21 protein-coding genes are annotated in these 18,095 nt (G+C 66.6%); 14 read left to right on the forward strand and 7 right to left on the reverse strand.

The genetic code is table 11. The features are described 5' to 3' along the window. Positions 1 to 12: 12 nt before the first annotated feature. Positions 13 to 720, reverse strand: coding sequence for a class I SAM-dependent methyltransferase (locus DV709_RS04985; RefSeq protein ID WP_117592254.1), 708 nt, complete (start codon positions 718 to 720; stop codon positions 13 to 15). A gap of 95 nt (positions 721 to 815) precedes the next feature. On the opposite strand from DV709_RS04985, the gene DV709_RS17990 reads away from it, so the two are divergent. Next, a complete protein-coding gene (locus tag DV709_RS17990; RefSeq protein WP_168191237.1) occupies positions 816 to 965 on the forward strand; it encodes a hypothetical protein in 150 nt (49 codons plus the stop codon). Between the two features lie 13 nt (positions 966 to 978). Here DV709_RS17990 and DV709_RS04990 read toward each other — a convergent pair whose 3' ends face one another. Beyond that, positions 979 to 1,371, reverse strand: coding sequence for a PPOX class F420-dependent oxidoreductase (locus tag DV709_RS04990; protein WP_117592256.1), 393 nt, complete (start codon positions 1,369 to 1,371; stop codon positions 979 to 981). 138 nt (positions 1,372 to 1,509) lie between these two features. On the opposite strand from DV709_RS04990, the gene DV709_RS04995 reads away from it, so the two are divergent. The 3 genes from DV709_RS04995 to DV709_RS05005 all read left to right on the forward strand — a co-directional run bounded on the left by DV709_RS04995 (position 1,510) and on the right by DV709_RS05005 (position 4,639). Further along, positions 1,510 to 1,782, forward strand: a complete 273-nt coding sequence (locus tag DV709_RS04995) for a MarR family transcriptional regulator (RefSeq protein WP_117592258.1) — start codon at positions 1,510 to 1,512, stop codon at positions 1,780 to 1,782. Between the two features lie 236 nt (positions 1,783 to 2,018). Continuing rightward, positions 2,019 to 2,927, forward strand: coding sequence for a glycosyltransferase family 2 protein (locus DV709_RS05000; RefSeq protein WP_117592260.1), 909 nt, complete (start codon positions 2,019 to 2,021; stop codon positions 2,925 to 2,927). 254 nt (positions 2,928 to 3,181) lie between these two features. After that, complete coding sequence (locus tag DV709_RS05005) at positions 3,182 to 4,639, forward strand: sugar porter family MFS transporter (RefSeq protein ID WP_117592261.1); 1,458 nt, start codon at positions 3,182 to 3,184, stop codon at positions 4,637 to 4,639. Positions 4,640 to 4,686: 47 nt separating this feature from the next. On the opposite strand, the gene DV709_RS05010 is transcribed toward DV709_RS05005, so the two are convergent. Further along, positions 4,687 to 5,514: an amidohydrolase family protein gene (locus DV709_RS05010; RefSeq protein WP_117592263.1), complete on the reverse strand. Its 828-nt coding sequence runs from the start codon at positions 5,512 to 5,514 to the stop codon at positions 4,687 to 4,689. Positions 5,515 to 5,683: 169 nt separating this feature from the next. Here DV709_RS05010 and DV709_RS05015 point away from each other — a divergent pair, with 169 nt between their 5' ends. Together DV709_RS05015 and thsA are read left to right on the forward strand one after the other, a co-directional pair. Further along, positions 5,684 to 6,010 carry a HalOD1 output domain-containing protein gene (locus DV709_RS05015; protein ID WP_198665650.1) on the forward strand — a complete coding sequence of 109 codons (327 nt, stop codon included), beginning with the start codon at positions 5,684 to 5,686 and terminating at the stop codon, positions 6,008 to 6,010. A 140-nt stretch (positions 6,011 to 6,150) separates the two neighbouring features. Next, on the forward strand, positions 6,151 to 7,707 hold the full coding sequence (gene thsA, locus DV709_RS05020) for a thermosome subunit alpha (RefSeq protein WP_117592265.1): 1,557 nt from the start codon (positions 6,151 to 6,153) through the stop codon (positions 7,705 to 7,707). 61 nt (positions 7,708 to 7,768) lie between these two features. Here the strand turns inward: thsA and DV709_RS05025 are convergent, their stop codons facing one another. Genes DV709_RS05025 through DV709_RS05035 form a run of 3 tightly spaced genes read right to left on the reverse strand, consistent with a single transcriptional unit; the run spans position 7,769 to position 9,696 of the window. Beyond that, positions 7,769 to 8,377: a trimeric intracellular cation channel family protein gene (locus DV709_RS05025; RefSeq protein ID WP_117592266.1), complete on the reverse strand. Its 609-nt coding sequence runs from the start codon at positions 8,375 to 8,377 to the stop codon at positions 7,769 to 7,771. Next, positions 8,370 to 9,161 (reverse strand): SAM hydrolase/SAM-dependent halogenase family protein, encoded by a 792-nt coding sequence (locus DV709_RS05030; protein ID WP_117592268.1) that lies wholly within the window; start codon positions 9,159 to 9,161, stop codon positions 8,370 to 8,372. Before DV709_RS05030 ends, DV709_RS05025 begins: the two co-directional genes overlap by 8 nt. Before the next feature lies 1 nt (position 9,162). After that, positions 9,163 to 9,696 (reverse strand): nicotinamide-nucleotide adenylyltransferase, encoded by a 534-nt coding sequence (locus tag DV709_RS05035; RefSeq protein WP_117592270.1) that lies wholly within the window; start codon positions 9,694 to 9,696, stop codon positions 9,163 to 9,165. 167 nt (positions 9,697 to 9,863) lie between these two features. On the opposite strand from DV709_RS05035, the gene lonB reads away from it, so the two are divergent. The 4 genes from lonB (at position 9,864) to DV709_RS05055 (ending at position 13,865) form a co-directional block, all read left to right on the forward strand. Beyond that, positions 9,864 to 11,927: an ATP-dependent protease LonB gene (gene lonB / locus DV709_RS05040; RefSeq protein WP_117592272.1), complete on the forward strand. Its 2,064-nt coding sequence runs from the start codon at positions 9,864 to 9,866 to the stop codon at positions 11,925 to 11,927. Positions 11,928 to 11,942: 15 nt separating this feature from the next. Next, positions 11,943 to 13,025 (forward strand): CPBP family glutamic-type intramembrane protease, encoded by a 1,083-nt coding sequence (locus DV709_RS05045; protein ID WP_117592273.1) that lies wholly within the window; start codon positions 11,943 to 11,945, stop codon positions 13,023 to 13,025. A gap of 27 nt (positions 13,026 to 13,052) precedes the next feature. Further along, positions 13,053 to 13,424, forward strand: a complete 372-nt coding sequence (locus DV709_RS05050; RefSeq protein WP_117592275.1) for a hypothetical protein — start codon at positions 13,053 to 13,055, stop codon at positions 13,422 to 13,424. A gap of 63 nt (positions 13,425 to 13,487) precedes the next feature. Next, positions 13,488 to 13,865 carry a hypothetical protein gene (locus DV709_RS05055; protein WP_117592277.1) on the forward strand — a complete coding sequence of 126 codons (378 nt, stop codon included), beginning with the start codon at positions 13,488 to 13,490 and terminating at the stop codon, positions 13,863 to 13,865. 10 nt (positions 13,866 to 13,875) lie between these two features. Here DV709_RS05055 and DV709_RS05060 read toward each other — a convergent pair whose 3' ends face one another. Beyond that, positions 13,876 to 14,328, reverse strand: a complete 453-nt coding sequence (locus DV709_RS05060) for an MGMT family protein (protein ID WP_117592279.1) — start codon at positions 14,326 to 14,328, stop codon at positions 13,876 to 13,878. 93 nt (positions 14,329 to 14,421) lie between these two features. On the opposite strand from DV709_RS05060, the gene trpC reads away from it, so the two are divergent. From trpC to DV709_RS05080, 4 genes are read left to right on the forward strand one after another with little or no spacing between them, the layout of a single operon-like run. Then, positions 14,422 to 15,186 (forward strand): indole-3-glycerol phosphate synthase, encoded by a 765-nt coding sequence (trpC, locus tag DV709_RS05065; protein ID WP_117592280.1) that lies wholly within the window; start codon positions 14,422 to 14,424, stop codon positions 15,184 to 15,186. A 2-nt stretch (positions 15,187 to 15,188) separates the two neighbouring features. Next, positions 15,189 to 16,433: a tryptophan synthase subunit beta gene (gene trpB, locus DV709_RS05070; RefSeq protein WP_117592282.1), complete on the forward strand. Its 1,245-nt coding sequence runs from the start codon at positions 15,189 to 15,191 to the stop codon at positions 16,431 to 16,433. Continuing rightward, a complete protein-coding gene (gene trpA, locus DV709_RS05075) occupies positions 16,430 to 17,272 on the forward strand; it encodes a tryptophan synthase subunit alpha (RefSeq protein ID WP_117592284.1) in 843 nt (280 codons plus the stop codon). The genes trpB and trpA overlap by 4 nt, the downstream gene beginning before the upstream one ends. A gap of 28 nt (positions 17,273 to 17,300) precedes the next feature. Then, a complete protein-coding gene (locus tag DV709_RS05080; protein ID WP_117592285.1) occupies positions 17,301 to 18,095 on the forward strand; it encodes a 2-amino-3,7-dideoxy-D-threo-hept-6-ulosonate synthase in 795 nt (264 codons plus the stop codon).

Raw genomic sequence — 18,095 nt, forward strand, 5'->3', positions numbered from 1 at the left:
GAGGGCGGTTCTCTACACGACTTCCGCGTTCCAGTACGACACCGACGAGAGCTTCTCCCCGAACTCGTTGTCGCGTATCGTCTCGTCCAACTCGCGGAGCTCTCCGGCGATTCCGTTGGGAATCTTCCGGTAGAGGCCGTACGGGAGGATGAAGTCGTGGGACTCGTCGGCCAGGCGGAGACCCGCACCCGAGAGCAGTTGTTCGACGTCCTCGCGCGAGTAGAGGTGCGACCCCATCGGTAAGAGCCAGTTGTAGACGACCCGACTGCTGAAACTGTTGAACGTGTCGAAGAACACCTGCTCCTTCGAGACCCGACGCATCTCCGCGAGGAACTTCGCGGGCGTGTCCGCGAGGTGGAAAAACCGCATCGCCATCACGGCGTCGAAGTGGTCGTCCGGAAACGGCAGTCGCGCGGCGTCGCCGCGGATGAACTCGATACGGTCTCCGACGCCGGCGCTGCGCGCTTTCTGTCGACCCTGCGCCATCATCGCCGCCGAGATGTCGAGTCCGACGACGTTCGCGCCGCGTTCGGCGAGCATCACCGTGAACCGGCCGGTCCCGCACGCGATTTCGAGCACGTTCTTCCCTTCGACCGGTCCGAGTGCCGAGAGCACTGCCTGCTTCTCGCGGCGGTCGATGAGTCTCCCGCCCTTCGAGAATCGCTTCGAGTCGTACTCGCGGGCTACGTCGTCGGCCTGGTACCACTCCTGTCCTTTCACACTACCTCCGACTGTACGCCGAAACACCAAAACCGTACTGGATACCCGGTGACACTCGACCGGTGGCTTATGGTAACACACGTCATAATAGTGGTATGGCCACCTGTCGACACTGTAACGCCGAACACCCGCCGGAGGAGTTGGTTCGCCACGAACTACCGGGACTGACGATGGTCCACTGCCCGGACTGTCAGTGCTTCATGGGTCGCTACCGGCGACACGGCGACGACCCGGACCGCCGGTAGGTCGACCGAGCCCTCACCCGCTGGTGACGACGTGGTCGGCCGGAATGCGGACGATGACGCGCGGTCCGGACTCGTCGCCGTGGTGGGGGTACTCGTCGACGCCCATGTACTTCTCGGCGAGTTCGTCGATGTGGTCGACGGCCCCTTCCTCGGTCAGCGTCGCCCTTCCGCGAACCGAGACGTAACGGTAGGGGTCGTCGGGGTCGAGTATCGAGACGCCGACGTCCGGATTCTTCCTGATGTTCTTCTCCTTGCGCCGTCCTCGGGCGGTGTTTATCAGGACGGCCTCCCGGTCGTCGTGGTCGACCCAGACCGGGGTCACCTGCGGGGTACCGTCCGGGAGGGTAGTGGCGATGTGAGCGAACGACTTCTTCTCCAGAATGTCGACGTGCGACGTTGGAATCACAGTGGAGTCATCGGTGTGTGCCGTCAAAACGCTTCTCAATGGGGTGTCATTGATATTGATATTAGGAAATAATACTATCTGGATTCGTATGCCGCATATGTAGCCAAACTTTACCACCGACCGGGAGCACGAGTGGGTATGAGCACCACTACCGCGGAGACCAACCAGCACGACCGTCTCTCGGAGTCCGAGTTCCGCAACCGCCTCCGCGAACTCCCCCCGAGCGCGAAACTCGTCGCGAAAGTTCTCGAGGGCGACGCGCCGCTCTCGCAGGGCCAACTCGCCGAGGAGTCGCTGCTTCCGGACCGGACCGTCCGCTACGCGCTGAACCGTCTCGAAGAGTCGGACCTCGTCGGTTCGCGGTACAGTTTCAAGGACGCCCGCAAGCAGGTGTACTTCCTCAACACGTAAGCGACCCGAAGCGCACCGGAGACAGTTTTCGACCGATGCGATACCGGAGAGCGACGCCCAGAGACGGCCTCGACTTCCGAGCGGCCCGCTCGCGTCGGCGTCTCTCGCACTTTCTTCCGTACTTTCTTCCGCACTTTCATCTGTGCCTTCCTCCGACGCCCGGCGTGGCAGTGACTGACATATGTCGCAACCGGACGGTGGCGAAATTTAAGTAGTTCGTCGCACACTGGGGGGATATGGAGCTCTCGGTCGTCGTCCCGACGCTCAACAATCGGGACCTGCTCGCCGCCAGCCTCGACTCGTTGGCAGCGGCCGCACCCGACGCGGAGGTCATCGTCGTCAACGGCCCCTCCGCCGACGGGACGACCGGAATGGTCCGCGACCGCGACGACGTGGACGTCCTCGTCGAGGTGTCGGCGCGGACGCTGAACGTCGCCCGCAACGCGGGCATCGAAGTCGCCTCCGGCGACGCCGTCGCGTTCGTCGGTCACGACCTGCTCGTCGAAGAGACGTGGTGCGACGCCGTTCTCGATGGGCTGGCCGAGGCGGAGGCGGTCACCGGCCCCACCCATCGAACGGTCCGCGCCGGAGTGACGACCGAGACGCCGGAACACCGCCGAATCAACGACCGCGAGGTGACCTACTTCAACGGCGGTAACGTCGCCTTCCGTACCGAGACGCTGTCGAAACTGGACGGTTTCGACGAGTACCTCGAGACCGGGGGAGCGAGAGACGCCGCCCACCGCTTGGCCGGGTTCGACGGCACCGTCTCCTGGCAACCGGAAGCGTGCGTCCGCCGCGAGCACGAAGCCGAGGCCGACGGCGGCACCGACCGCCGGGATTACCACTGGAAGTACCGCGCGCTGGCGTACCGACTGGTGAAGAACTACGGTCTCCGCCCGACCACCGTTCGACGGACCCTCTCGCACGCGGGCGGCGACGCGTACGCCGCCGCCCGCGACGTGGGAAGCGGCGAGGCGACCCCGACAAGGTGGGTCGGCAACGGTCGAGACGTCGTCGTCGGTATCTCGATGGGTACCTCCGACGGACTCGTCGCCCGCGCCCGCGACCGGTCGGCCACCCGCAATCCTCACGGCGTCTCGAAGCGCGCCGACCGGGCTGTCGCCCGGTACGATTGGCGATGAGGCGAACGGAGTGAGCCGAATCTCGTCGTGAGCGCAGCGTACGAGCGGTACCGTCTCGCCCGCAGTTCCGTGAGCCCGTCGCTGTCGACTGGCCTCGTACCGACCCGTACTTCTCGATTTTCCGCACTCAACGAAGTGAATATTTCAACGCATAATAATTCACGTTTGTACACCATATATTCATTATTTTCACAAAAGAACGAGCCAACACGTTTGTAATGCTGTGTTTGTAATGAGGAACACTGACAGATAGTATGAGCACTCAAACCAGCGGCGGGTCGGGTTTCGGCGACTACGACCGATTCGTCTACGTGACCGCAGCGCTGGCGGCGTTGAACGGGCTCCTGTTCGGATTCGACACGGGCGTCATCTCCGGGGCGTTCCTCTACATCGAGCGCTCGTTCCAGATGACATCGCTCTTCGGTGTCGAACTCGGGACGGCGTGGGTCGAAGGACTGGTCGTGAGCGGCGCACTGGTCGGTGCCGTCGTCGGTGCCGCCGTCGGCGGACGGCTCGCGGACCGCATCGGCCGCCGTCGACTCATCCTCGTCGGCGCAGCCGTCTTCTTCGTCGGGTCGCTGCTGATGGCCGTCGCACCGACAGTCGAGATACTCGTCATCGGACGCATCATCGACGGTCTCGCCATCGGGTTCGCCTCGATGGTCGGCCCGCTGTACATCTCCGAGATATCCCCGCCGAAGATTCGCGGGTCGCTCGTCTCGCTGAACCAGTTGGCGGTGACGAGCGGTATCCTCGTTTCGTACTTCGTCAACTACGCGTTCGCCGACTCGGGCGCGTGGCGAATCATGCTCGGCGCGGGCATGATTCCGGCCGTGGTGCTCGGAGTCGGAATGCTGTTCATGCCCGAGAGCCCCCGCTGGCTCATCGAGCAAGGGAGAGACGACGACGCCCGAGAGGTGCTGTCGAGGACGCGCGACCGGACGACGGTCGACGAGGAGATGTCGGATATCAAAGAGACGGTGGCCGTCGAGTCCGGTGACCTCCGCGAACTGCTCGAACCGTGGGTCCGCCCGATGCTCATCGTCGGCGTCGGTCTCGCCGTGTTCCAACAGGTCACGGGTATCAACACGGTCATCTACTACGCGCCGACCATCCTCTCGTCGACGGGGTTCGGCGACTCGGCGTCGATTCTGGCCACCGTCGGTATCGGCGTCGTCAACGTCGTGATGACCGTCGTCGCGATTTCGGTCATCGACAGAGTGGGCCGCCGCCCGCTCCTCTTGGTCGGTCTCGGCGGCATGACGGCGACGCTCGTCGTACTGGGCGCGGTGTTCTACCTCCCGGGACTCTCCGGCGTTCTCGGGTGGGTGGCCACTGCCAGCCTGATGCTGTACGTGGCGTTCTTCGCCATCGGCCTCGGGCCGGTGTTCTGGCTGCTCATCTCGGAGATCTACCCGCTGGCGGTTCGCGGCTCCGCGGCGGGCGTGGCGACGGTCGTCAACTGGGCGGCGAACCTCGCGGTCGCGCTCACGTTCCTGCAGATCGTCGAACTGATGGGACAGAGCGGGACGTTCTGGCTCTACGCGGCGTTGAGTCTCGTCGGCCTCGCGTTCTGTTACTTCCTCGTGCCCGAGACGAAGGGTCGCTCGCTCGAAGAAATCGAGGCCGACTTCCGCGAGAGCGCCGTCGGCAGCGCCGCGGGCGACGCGACCGGCGACGCGACCGGCGACGGGACGCCAGACGACGACTGAGCGCCCACAGTCGGTCGTTCACCGAGAGGGTCGTTCGCCGAGAGCTCTCACCGCCCGCCGGGCGCGAGCGACGGAACCACCCGCGAGGGGTTTTTCGAGAACGCCCGGACCATCGCGTCCTCCGAGACGTCGAGCGTCAGCAGCTCCATGACGGCGACGTTCGGGTGGACCGTCGGCGCGCCGCTGCCGAACAGAATCCGGTCGGGGTGTTCGAGCAGACCGCGTTCGAGCAACGAGCGGTATCTCACGGCGCTGGTGTCGAGGTACAGTTCGTCGTGGTGGTCCAGTAGTTCGAGCGCCGCCTCCATCCGTCCGAAGTCGAGCGGAAAGCCGCCGAAGCTCGTCAGAACGACCGGAAACGAGCGCCGGAGAACCGTCTCGGCGGCCGTCGACGGCGGGAATCCGGCGGAGCCGTGGACGACGACGGGGAGGCCGACGTCGTCGAGCACGTCGAGGACGTCCTCGTCGGGGAGGCCGTCGGCCGAGGGGTCGAGGACGAAGCCGTGAAACCGGTCGTCGTACGCGTACCGTTCGACGTCGCCCGGCGAGGTCTGGTGGTCTCCGCGGGAGGCCGCGAGGTTCCGGAGTCTCGCACCGGTCGTCGGCGACGGGTCGCGCGGACCGTTGAGTCGGGCGAACGCCGAGAACGGGCGGTCGACGCTGAGCCGGGCGACGGCGTTGTTCGCCCGGAGATAGCTCTCGTCGCGTCGGTGACGGCCGGGGGCGACGACGGCGTGGACGACGCCCGCCTGGTGCATCTCGCGTTCGAGGCGTTCCGGCGAGAGGTCCCGTCCGCGGGTTGCGACGTCTTCGGCGTCGGGGTCGAGACGCGCGTGAACGTCGACGACGCGAAACCCGTGTTCCAGTTCCAGCATCGTGCGTCCGGTTTCTCCACGACGTTATGAGCGTTGCGAGCGACCGACGGCGAAGTACTATGGTTGTCGGTGCCGTAACGCACTGTAAGACACGTGAGAACCCGCGGCACGTGTGGTGGGCGGCGGAGGCACCCCGAACCGAGTACGACCAACGCAGCGAGAATCGAGTGTGAACGACGACGACATAATGTCTCACGAAACGACAGACACCAGACCGACGAGCAAACCCGTCTTACGTGACGGGGCCAGAGTACAGTACTTCTCCTACGACCCGACGAGCGACGAGTGGGTGACCGTCGCCGTCGTAGATGCGGTCGCGGCGGCGAAAGGAACCGACATGAGCGAACTCCCGCCGCTGTACGAGAGCGGCCTCGACCCGGACGCGCTGGAGGAACTGTTCGACGGCGAGACACCCTGGTCGTTCGCGTTCTCGTACGCCGGTCGGTCGGTCCTCGTCGAAGGGGACGGCACCGTCTGCGTCGAGAACCCGAACTGACACCCGACCCGGGTGACTTTCTGCGAGACAGTATCTGACAGAGTCGCGCCTCTGCCCTCGATTTCCGACCGATTCTGCGAAATCTATATATAGAACTGCAAACCATGGACCGCTGAGGTTCACTTACCATGGCATCACGCATGCAGCAACCGATGTTTATCCTGGCAGAGGGCAGCGAGCGAACGCGCGGACAGGCCGCCCAGGACTCGAACATTCGAGCGGGGAAGGCCGTCGCCAACGCCGTCCGAACGACGCTCGGGCCCCGCGGGATGGACAAGATGCTCGTCGACTCCTCCGGAGAGGTCGTCATCACCAACGACGGGGCGACCATCCTCAACGAGATGGACATCGAACACCCCGCCGCGCAGATGATCGTCGAAGTGTCGCAGACGCAGGAGGACGAGGTCGGCGACGGGACCACGACGGCCGCCGTCCTGACCGGCGAACTCCTCGCGCAGGCCGAGGACCTCCTCGAAGCCGACCTTCACCCGACGGTCATCGTCGAGGGCTACCACGAGGCCGCCCGTCTCGCCCAGGAGGCTATCGACTCGCAGGTGCTCGACATCGACCTCGAAGACGACATCCTCGAACAGGTCGCCGAGTCCTCGATGACCGGGAAGGGAACCGGCGACGTCACCGCCGACGTGCTGGCGAAGCAGGTCGTCAAGGCGGTCCGACAGGTGGCAGACGGCGACCGAATCGACCGCGACGACATCCACGTCCACACCCGGACCGGCGCGAGCTCCAGCGCGACCGAACTCGTCGAGGGCGTCGTCATCGACAAGGAACCCGTCAGCGACAACATGCCGCGCACGGTCGAGGACGCCACCGCCGTCGTCCTCGACATGAAACTTGACGTCCGGAAGGCCGAGGCCGACACCGAGTACAACATCACGAACGTCGACCAACTCAACGCCGCCATCGAAGCCGAGGACACCGAACTCCGCGGCTACGCGAAGACGCTCGCCGACGCCGGCGTCGACGTCGTGTTCTGCACGAAGTCCATCGACGACCGCGTCGCCGGCTACCTCGCCGACGCGGGCATCCTCGCGTTCAAGAGCGTGAAGAAGTCCGACGCCCGCGCGCTCGCTCGGACGACCGGCGCGAAGCGTCTCGGCTCGCTCTCGGACCTCGACGAGTCCGACTTCGGCCACGTCGACAGTGTACGGGTGAAGAAGTTCGGCGACGACGAACTCACGTTCATCGAGGGCGGCGAGGCGGCGAAGGCCGTCACGCTGTTCCTCCGCGGCGGCACCGAACACGTCGTCGACGAACTCGAACGCGCGATGAACGACGCCGTCGACGTGGTCATCGCCGCGCTCGACAAGGGCGGCGTCGTCCCCGGCGCGGGCGCGACCGAGGTCGCCATCTCCGACTACATCCGCTCGGAGTCGGCGGGTATCGAAGGGCGCAAGCAGCTCGCGGTCACCGCCTTCGCCGACGCCGTCGACAGCCTCCCGCGCACGCTCGCCGAGAACACCGGCATGGACTCCATCGACGCGCTGGTCGACCTGCGCGCCGCCCACGACAGGGACGGCCGCGCCGGCATCATCTCGGCGGGCCGCGCCGGCGAGATCGGCGACCCCGTCGAAGCCGGCATCCTCGACCCCGCCGCCGTCAAGCGCGAGGCCGTCGAGTCGGCCACCGAGGCCGCGACGATGATCGTCCGCATCGACGACGTCATCGCCGCCGAGTAGGGCGACCCCCGCGATTTTTTCGATACTGCGACGCTGTCTCGTGAGCGGTGCGACCCCGGTCTCACACCCGCGGGAGCGACCAGCCGTACCGGAGCGCGACCAGCCGGACGGTGAGGACGAACCCCGCACAGACGGTCGCGGCGAGGTCGGTGGAGACGTTCACCTCGACGAGCAGCCAGAACACGACGCCGCCGAGCAGCGCGGGCGTCGCGTAGAAGTCCTCGCGGAGGACGGCCGGGACGCGCGTCAGGAGGAGGTCGGCGAGGCTTCCGCCGCCGACGGCGGTCAGCGTCGCGAGGACGACCACGCCGTACGGTGACAGGCCCGCCTCGAACCCGACGAGCGCACCGGTCGCCGCGAAGGCGGCCAGCCCGATGGCGTCGGGCACCTGTATCGTCGGGTGGTCGCGCAACCGACGCGAAGCGAGCGACGAGAGGAACACCGCGAGGCCGACGCCGACGACCGCGACGCTCATCTCGCTGACCGACTGGAGCGACGCGGGCGTCCGGCCGACGAGCACGTCGCGCATCGTCCCGCCGCCGAGCGCGGTCAGCACCCCGAGGACGGCCACGCCGAACAGGTCGAGGTCGGCGTCGGCGGCCTTCAGCGACCCGACGACCGCGAAGGCGACGAGGCCGACGACGTTCATCACCGAGAACGCGTCAACCATCGCACCCGAGTCGGACCTCGTCGCCGACGCCGACGCCGAACGCGTCGTCGCCGCGGCCGCGGTTGACCGCCAGTTCGACGTTGCCGTGACTCCCGACCGTCAGGAGGCGTTCGCCGGGGGCGACGGCGGCGAACGACGCGCCGACCGGGACCCGCTCGCTGTCGACGGTCGCAACGTCGCGGCCGTCGAGGAGGTCGCCCGGGAGGTTCGTGACGGCGTTGCCGAAGTCGTCGACGACGAGCACTTCGCCCGTCGCCGCGCGTTCGCCGACCTCGGGGGCGGGAAACGAGAGGTCGACGAACTCGCCGGTCGGGGAGACGGCGTCGAGCGATTCGACCGCGTCGACGCCGACTTCGTGGACCGCGGCGGCGGCGGGCGCGAACACGTCCCGACCGTGGAACGTCGCGGAGTCGGGGTTCTCGTAGGCGTAGTCGAACAGTTCGATTTCGGTGGGTTCCCCGCCTTCGTCGCTCTCGTCCTGTCGTTCGGCGAATCGACGCGCCGCCGGGAGCAGGAGGCCGTTGTCCGGGCCGACGAGCGCGTGGTCGCCCGCGCGGACGACGACGGCGGCGCGGTCGGTGCCGACGCCGGGGTCGACGACGGCGAGGTGGACGGCGGGCGGAAAGTACGGAAGCACCTCCCGGAGCCAGAAGGCGGCGGTTCGGACGTCCTGCCGGGGGAAGTCGTGGGCGACGTCGACGAGACGGGCGTCCGTCTTCGAGAGGACGACGCCCTTCATCGCGGCGGGGTACGGGGTGCCGAAGTCGGAGGCGAGCGTAATCATCTCACGCGGGGTCGGCGTTGCCGTCGCCGTTGGCGTCGGAGTCGCTGACGCGCTGGATGCGCTCGATTCCGTCTATCTCCTCGACGACGTCGACGACGGACGAGGGGACGAGATGCTGCCAGTTTCGGTCCCGAATCATCCGTTCGCGGAGTTCGGTCCCCTCGAGCACCTCGCGCCGGAACATCGGCGACTGGCGCACTTCCACGCCCGCCTCGTTGAACAACTGGACGACGAGCGGGTTGTTCGAGTACGCGACGTCGAAACTCGGCGACATGCTCTGGACGTGGCTCACCCAGACGGAGTTTCGTTCGAGGTCCTCGATGGGGACGACGTACGTCGTGAGGTCGAACTCGGACAGCGACTTCGTCAGCATCAGGACGCGCTCGCCCGCGGTGAAGGGGTTACGCGGACTGTGTGAGTCGCCCGCGCTCCCGATACCGAGGACGAGTTCGTCGACTTCGGTGGCGATCTCTTCGACCATGTGGTGGTGGCCGTTGTGGTACGGCTGGAACCGACCGATGTAGAACCCCCGCATGGCCGAACAGTACCGTCGCAGCATTTATAAACACGGCGAGTCGGTCCAATCGCCGAATTCGGGCGCGAGAAGCCTATAAGCGAGTGGACTGGTTGGAACAGCGACGGATGCCAGGGGAGAAAGTATATCAGTCGAGCGACCCTCCGGACAGGTAGCGACATAGTTCTATGAGCAACGACATGGACAAAGACGACAGCCTCCCGGAACAGGGGGCAGACGAGTCCGCGCCGGCGTCCGAAGAGGACGTCACGGACCCCGTCGACGACGGGGCCGACGAGCGGACCATCGACGACCTCGGAAGCGACGTCGAGGTGTCGGCCGAAGTGGCCGACGACGTCGACGAGGACGACCTCCTCGGTGGTCTCAAAATCGAGACGACCGAAGACATCGAGGTCCCCGACCGACTCGTCGATCAGGTCATCGGACAGGAGCACGCTCGCGACGTCATCCTGAAAGCGGCCAAGCAGCGTCGCCACGTCATGATGATCGGCTCTCCGGGCACCGGGAAGTCGATGCTGGCGAAGGCGATGAGCGAACTCCTCCCGAAGGAGGAGCTTCAGGACGTTCTCGTGTACCACAACCCCGACGACGGTAACGAACCGAAGGTTCGGACCGTCCCCGCGGGGAAGGGTGAACAGATCGTCGAGGCCCACAAAGAGGAAGCCAGAAAGCGCAACCAGATGCGCTCGTTCCTCATGTGGATCATCATCGCGGTGGTCGTGGGTTACTCGCTCATCATCGCCCAGCAGGTCCTCTTGGGTATCCTCGCGGCCGGCATCATCTTCCTCGCGTTCCGCTACGGCTCCCGCGGTAGCGACGCGATGATCCCGAACCTCCTGGTGAACAACGCCGACACGTCGACGGCCCCGTTCGAGGACGCCACCGGCGCGCACGCCGGTGCGCTGCTCGGCGACGTCCGTCACGACCCGTTCCAGTCCGGCGGGATGGAGACGCCGAGTCACGACCGCGTCGAAGCGGGCGCGATTCACAAGGCGAACAAAGGCGTGCTGTTCATCGACGAGATCAACACGCTCGACATCCGCTCCCAGCAGCACCTGATGACGGCGATTCAGGAGCGCGAGTTCTCCATCACCGGCCAGTCCGAGCGCTCCTCGGGCGCGATGGTCCAGACCGAGCCCGTGCCGACGGACTTCGTGATGGTCGCGGCGGGGAACCTCGACGCGATGGAGAACATGCACCCGGCGCTGCGCTCCCGCATCAAGGGGTACGGCTACGAGGTGTACATGGACGACACCATCGAGGACACGCCGGAGATGCGCCGCAAGTACGCGCGCTTCGTCGCCCAGGAGGTCGCCAAGGACGGTCGCCTCCCCTCGTTCAACGAGGCGGCTATCGAGGAGATCATCCTCGAGGCCCGTCGCCGCGCGGGTCGGAAAGGCCACCTCACGCTCGAACTGCGTAACTTGGGCGGGTTGGTCCGCGTCGCGGGCGACATGGCCCGCGCCGAGGACGCCGAGTTCACCACCCGCGAGCACGTGCTGCAGGCGAAGGGTCGCTCGCGCAGCATCGAACAGCAGCTCGCGGACGACTTCATCCAGCGGCGCAAGGACTACGAGCTCTCGGTCAACGAGGGCTACGTCACCGGCCGCGTCAACGGACTCGCGGTCATGGGCGAGGACTCCGGCATCGTCCTCCCCGTGATGGCCGAAGTGACCCCTTCGCAGGGTCCCGGCACGGTCATCGCCACCGGTCAGCTCAAGGAGATGGCCCAGGAGGCCGTCGACAACGTCTCGGCCATCATCAAGAAGTTCTCCGACGAGAACATCTCCGAGAAGGACATCCACATCCAGTTCGTGCAGGCCGGACAGGGCGGCGTCGACGGCGACTCGGCCTCCATCACCGTCGCGGCCGCCGTCATCAGCGCGCTGGAGAACGTCGGCGTCGACCAGTCGCTGGCGATGACCGGTTCGCTGTCGGTCCGCGGCGACGTGCTCCCGGTCGGCGGGGTCACCCACAAGATCGAGGCCGCCGCCAAAGCGGGCATGGACCGCGTCATCATCCCGAAGGCGAACGAGCAGGACGTGATGATCGAGGACGAGTACAAGGAGATGATCGAGATCATCCCCGTCAGCCACATCAGCGAAGTGCTCGACGTGGCGCTCGAAGGCGAACCCGAGAAGGATTCGCTCGTCGACCGCCTCAAGAGCATCACCGGCTCCGCGTTCGAGAAGCAGGGCACCCCGAGCCCCTCGAACCCCAGCCCGCAGTAGCCTAACGCACCGGATATGGCCGACTGGACGACGTTCGCGGGATTCGCGGGCGTCGTCCTCTTCCTCCTCCTCTTGTTGGCTCGCGCATCGCAAGGAGTCGTGAGCGACGGTAACGCCGCCCGCGACGACAATGCCGCCGGTGACGAGACTACTGATACCGACGAGAACGGTACCGAACGCGAACCCGTCGTCGGAGCGACGAGCGTCGATACCGCGTCCGCTGATTCCGGCGTCTTCGCCGGCCCCTCCGATGCCGATACCGATGCTGCCGAGAGTCCCACCGTCACTGCCGCCGAGAGTACCGCCGGCGACGCGCCATCCGACGTGGCTGCCGTCGACGGCGAGAGAGATACTACCCCCGTCGCCGAGCGCCCGGAGCGCCTCGAAGACGCGGAGTTCCCGGGACGAGTGCGGTACGGACCGGCACCCGCTCGACAGGCCGGCGACGACGGCGCGGACTCCACAGACATCGGCCTCGGTGCGGCCGGCGACCTCTCGACGGGGGCGCTGTTGGCGAACGTCGCGCTCTCGCAAGGGTTGTTCGCCGGACTGTTGCTCGCCGGAGCGTGGGTCGCGGAGATTCCCGCCTCGGCGTTCGGCGTCACCGCGGCGACGACGGATCTCGCCGCGCTGGGCCTCGGCGTCGCGTTCGGCGTCGGTCTCTACGTCCTCAACGAAGCCGCGGCGATGGTCGGCGAGCGGTTCGACTTGGGCGGTGGTGAAGCGCTCCGCGAGGCGCTAGCGCCCGACTCCGTCGGCGGGTGGGCGGTTCTTCTCTTGGTCGTGCTTCCCGTCATCGCCGGATTCGAGGAGCTGTTGTTCCGCGGCGCGCTCATCGGCGTGCTCTCCACGGGGTTCGGCCTCTCTCCGTGGCTTCTCGCCCTTCTGTCTTCGGTCGCCTTCGGCCTCGGCCACGGCGCTCAGGGACCGGTCGGTGTCCTCGTCACCGGCGCGATCGGCTTCGTCCTCGCGGCGGCGTTCGTCCTCACCGAGAGCCTGCTCGTCGTCGTGGTCGCGCACTACCTCGTCAACGCGCTGGAGTTCGTCGTCCACGAGGGCTTGGGGTGGGAGTGGACCGGACGGGAACGAACGAGTTAGGGTCTCGGAGTCGAAACTCGCGGGCAGATGGCCGCCCTTCAGTCGCTCCCGCGAAGCGTCCGCGTCCTCCTCGCCGTCGGCGTCGTCGTCGTCGCCGTCGCGGCGATGTACGGCACCGCGACCCGGAACGCGGCGCTCTCGTCGCTGTGGACGCTCGTCTACGCGACGCTGTTCTTCGTCTGGGGCGTGCGACTGTGGGAGGGCCGCGGCGACGGGTCGGCGCTGCGCGTCGTCGGCGCGGGGGCGCTGTTCGTCGCCGCGTTCGTCTGGACGCTGGAGTTCGTCGGCCTGTTCCAACGCGGCGCCGCGGGTGCCGTCGTCGACGTGGTCACCCTCCTGGCCGTCGTGCTCGGCGTCGGGGCGTACCTCAAACTGGAGTCGTTCGGCGGAAGCGAGTGAGTGCGGCGGTTGGACTGTGCCCCGACGAAAACATTATGCGGCGACAAGATGGTACTTTAACAGATGCCTGCCGCTTCCGAAAGCACTCTCCTATTCAACGTGAGACGTGCGTTGGCCGCGGTTGTGCTCCCGTTGTTCGTTTTGAGCCTCTTCGGGAGACTCACCGCCACCGCGACGTTGTCCGCTCTCTGGGATCCGACGGTTGCACTAACGTTCATCCTCATCGCAGTCGGGTTGTGGTCGACGGCGGAGCGTCGTAGCCCGGCCGTCGTCGTTGGGACCGTCGCGTTGGTCACGTTCGCCGTTACGACACTCGTGGAGTACGCCGGACTGTCGGCAGCAACAGCGAGAGGGTTCGATACGCTCGTACTGGTATCAGGTCTCGTCGGTCTCGGTGCTTACGTCAGGGTGTTGTGGAACGAATCGTCCATGGCGGTCTGAGGACAAACAATTACCCCTGTTCGACCCGCCGCAACGCCGCCGCAACGCCCTCGGGCGTCGCCCCCTCTGCCTGAATCCGGTGGTCGGGAATCAAGAGCGGAACCGGATTCTCTCGAAGCGCCGTCTCGACCAGTCGAACGTCTTCCTCGTCGTCGGCGTCGAGTCCGGCCAACCGCGCCAGTCGTTCAACCGAAATCGTCTCGCCGTGGGGGACGTTTCGGGTCGCTTCCAACACGCTCCGCTGGTCGGTCGGTACGGTCAACGCGACGGGGGCGTCGTCGAAGTGGTCCTCCGCGCCGCCGAGGTAGTCGAAGATGCGGTCCAAGATGGGATGGTCGGGTTCGGCGTCGTCGGGGACCGAGTCGGGGAACGAGACGTTGATGACGCGACCGCCGACGACGCCGAGTTGGACGACGGAGTCGAGCGTCGGCGACTCGCGCGCGTAGATTCCTGCGTCTTCCATACCCGTATCGAGGTCGGGGCCGGTCTTCAAAGGGCCGCTCGCCGTTCCACAGTCACAACGCTTATGAACAGATTAGTGCATTAGTGTACATTGATGAACGACACAGCGGACGTCGCCCCGGCGGTGCGCTCGATTCTCGCCGCCGCGCGCGACAGAGACGGCGGGAGCGAACGGCTCTCGGTCGACGCGCGGTCGTTGCCCCGCGCGTTCGCCGCCGCCGAGAGCGACGGACGAGTTCCCGTCATCGCCGAGGTGAAACCGACGAGTCCGACCACCGAGGGGACGCGAGAGGACGACCCGGTCGAACTCGCCCAGCAGATGGTCGACGGCGGCGCGGCGGCGCTGTCGGTGCTCACCGAACCCGAACATTTCGGCGGGTCGACCGAGAACCTCCGACGGATTCGTGAGGCCGTCGACGTGCCCGTCCTGCGCAAGGATTTCGTCGTCCGAGAGGACCAGTTGGACCTCGTCGAATCCGACGTGGTGCTTCTCATCGCGCGGTTCGTCGACGACCTCTCCGGACTCTTGGACGCGGCCGAAGCCCGCGACTTCCAGGCGCTCGTCGAAGTCCACGACGGCGACGAACTGAGCGAGGCCGTCGCGGCAGGTGCCTCGATAATCGGCGTCAACAACCGCGACCTGGCGAAGTTGGAGGTCGACCTCTCGACTTTCGAGTCCGTCGCGCCCGCGGTCCCCGAGGACGTGACCCTCGTCGCCGAGAGCGGCGTGACGACGCCCGAGGACGCCCGACGGATGCGCGACGCGGGCGCGGACGGACTGCTCGTCGGGTCGGCCATCATGGCGGGCGACGTGCGAACGGAGACCGAGAAGTTCGTCAACGCGGAGGCCCACGAGTAACCATGAGCACGAGCGACGGGAAGTTCGGCCGCTACGGCGGCCAGTACGTCCCCGAGGCGCTGATGCCCGCCATCGAGGAACTGGAGGACGCCTACGAGCGGTACGTCCTGAACAACGAGGACGGCTTCATGGACGAGTTCCGACAGCGACTCCGCGACTTCGGCGGACGACCGACGCCGACGCAGTACGCCGAGCGGTTGTCGGAGCGCTACGGCCGCGACGTGTACATGAAGCGCGAGGACCTCGTCCACGGCGGCGCGCACAAACTCAACAACGCGCTCGGACAGGTCTTGCTGGCGAAGTACATGGGCAAAGACCGCATCATCGCCGAAACCGGCGCGGGTCAGCACGGAACCGCGACGGCGATGGCCTGCGCACATCTCGACTTCGACTGCGAGGTGTACATGGGCGAACGCGACATCAACCGCCAGCGACCGAACGTCTTCCGGATGAAGATAAACGGCGCGGAGGTCAACCCTGTCACTGTCGGCCGCGGAACCCTCAAAGAGGCCATCTCGGAGACGATGCGCGACTGGGCGACGAACGTCGAAGACACCCACTACGTCATCGGCTCCGTCGTCGGCCCGCACCCCTTCCCGGCGATGGTCCGCGACTTCCAGTCCGTGATCTCGGAGGAGGCCCGCGAACAGATGCGAGAACGGGCGGGGACGCTCCCCGACTCGGTGCTCGCGTGCGCGGGCGGAGGTTCGAACACGATGGGCGCGTTCGCGGAGTTCGTCGACGACGACGGCGTCGACCTGTACGCCGTCGAGGCCGGCGGGTCGTCGCTGTCGGTCGACGAAGAGAAAGGCGTCGCACCCAACTCCGCGTCGCTGTCGACGGGCGGCGAGGGCGTCCTTCACGGCGCGCGCACCAAACTGCTACAGGACCGCGACGGGCAGATTATGGAGTCTCACAGCGTCTCCTCGGGGCTCGATTACGCCGGCGTCGGCCCGGAACTCGCCTATCTCGTCGACGAAGAGCGCGTGACGCCGGTGAACGTCGACGACGACGGGGCGCTGGAAGCGTTTCACCGTCTCTCGCGGATGGAGGGCGTCATCCCGGCGCTGGAGACGGCGCACGCCTTTGCGTACTTGGAGGATGAGCACGGGAACCTCGGCGAAACAGTCCTCGTAAACGTCTCCGGCCGCGGTGACAAGGACCTCGAATCGGTCATCGAAGAGACCGAGAAGCGAGGTATCGAGAACGCGCCGGACATGTCGATGTTCTCGGGAGGGCTCCGATGAGCCGCATCCCCGAGGCGTTCGCCGACGGACCCGCGTTCATCCCGTACCTCGCCGTCGGCGACCCCGACTACGAGTCGTCCATCGAGTACGTCGAGGCGCTCGAACGCGGCGGCGCGGACGTCGTCGAACTCGGCCTCCCCTTCTCGGAACCGGTCGCGGAGGGACCGACGATACAGAACGCGGTCGTCCGGGCGCTCGAGGGCGGCATGACGCCGACGCGGTTCTTCGAGTTCGTCGAGGAGCTTGACGTCGACGTGCCGCTGGTCTGCATGACCTACTACAACCTCATCTACCGCTACGGCGACGACGACGGGAACCGACCGCGCGCGTTCGTCGAGAAGGCCGCAGAAGTCGGACTCGACGGCTTCGTCGTCCCGGACCTTCCCGCCGAGGAGGCCGGCCCGCTCCGCGAGGCGTGCGACGAGTTCGACCTCGACCTCGTGTTCATCGTCGCGCCGACGACGGAGGGCGAACGGCTGGAGCGAATCATGGAGCAGGTCTCTGGTTACGTCTACGTCCAGGCGCGCCTCGGCGTCACCGGGGCGCGCAGCGACGTATCAACGCAGACCGACGAGAGTCTCGCGCGACTCGACGAGTGGGACGTGCCGAAGGCCGTCGGCTTCGGCATCAAGACCGGCGAACACGCCGAGCGCATCGTCGCCGGCGGCGCGGACGGCATCATCGTCGGCAGCGCGCTCGTCGATATCGTGGCTGAAGGCCACGAGAACGGCGACTCGGCCGAAACCGTCGCCAGCCGCCTCGAAACGAAGGCGCGCGAACTGAGCGAGGGTGCTTCTCGCGGGTTCGCGCAACGCCCACCGCATCCGGAACGCACATAACCGTACACTGGTACAGATTCACATACTCATGAACACAGGAGTCCACGCACGACTCGACCGCATCTCCACAGAGGGGCGATACCTCGTCGTCCCGATGGACCACGGAATCACACTCGGGGCCGTAAAAGGCCTCAAGAACATCGAATCGACCATCTCGGCGGTGACCCGCGGCGGGGCCGACGCCGTCCTCACCCAGAAGGGAATCGCCCCGCGCGTCCACCCGCACAAGAACGGCCGCGGCTACATTATCCACCTCAACGCCTCCACCGTCATCGGCCCCGACAGCAACGATAAGCGGATGACCGGCACCGTCGAGGAGGCGGTTCGCGCCGGCGCCGACGCCGTCTCGCTCCACCTCAACGTCGGCAGCAACTACGAACCCAAACAGCTGGAGGACCTCGCGCGCGTCACCGACGACGCCGAACGCCTCGGAATTCCGGTGCTGGCGATGGCGTACGCCCGCGGCCCCGACATCGACGGCAGTAACCCGGAAGCGCTCGGCCACGCGGTCCGCCTCGCGGAGGAGGCGGGCGCGCACGTCGTCAAGACCGGCTACAGCGGTAACGCCGAGACGTTCGAGCACGTCGTCGAGTCGACGCGCCTGCCCGTCGTCATCGCCGGTGGAAGCCGAGGCACCGACCGGGAGACCGTCGAGATGGTCCGCGGCGCGATGGACGCGGGCGCGGCGGGCGTCTCGATGGGCCGCTCCATCTTCCAGCACGACGACCCCGAGGCCATCACGCGCGCCGTCTCCGCCGTCCTCCACGACGACCAGTCGGCCGAGGAGGCCATCGAACACGCCGGACTCGGCATCGAAGCCTGA

Origin of the sequence: Haloprofundus halophilus (assembly GCF_003439925.1) — an archaeon.
Lineage (GTDB): Archaea > Halobacteriota > Halobacteria > Halobacteriales > Haloferacaceae > Haloprofundus > Haloprofundus halophilus.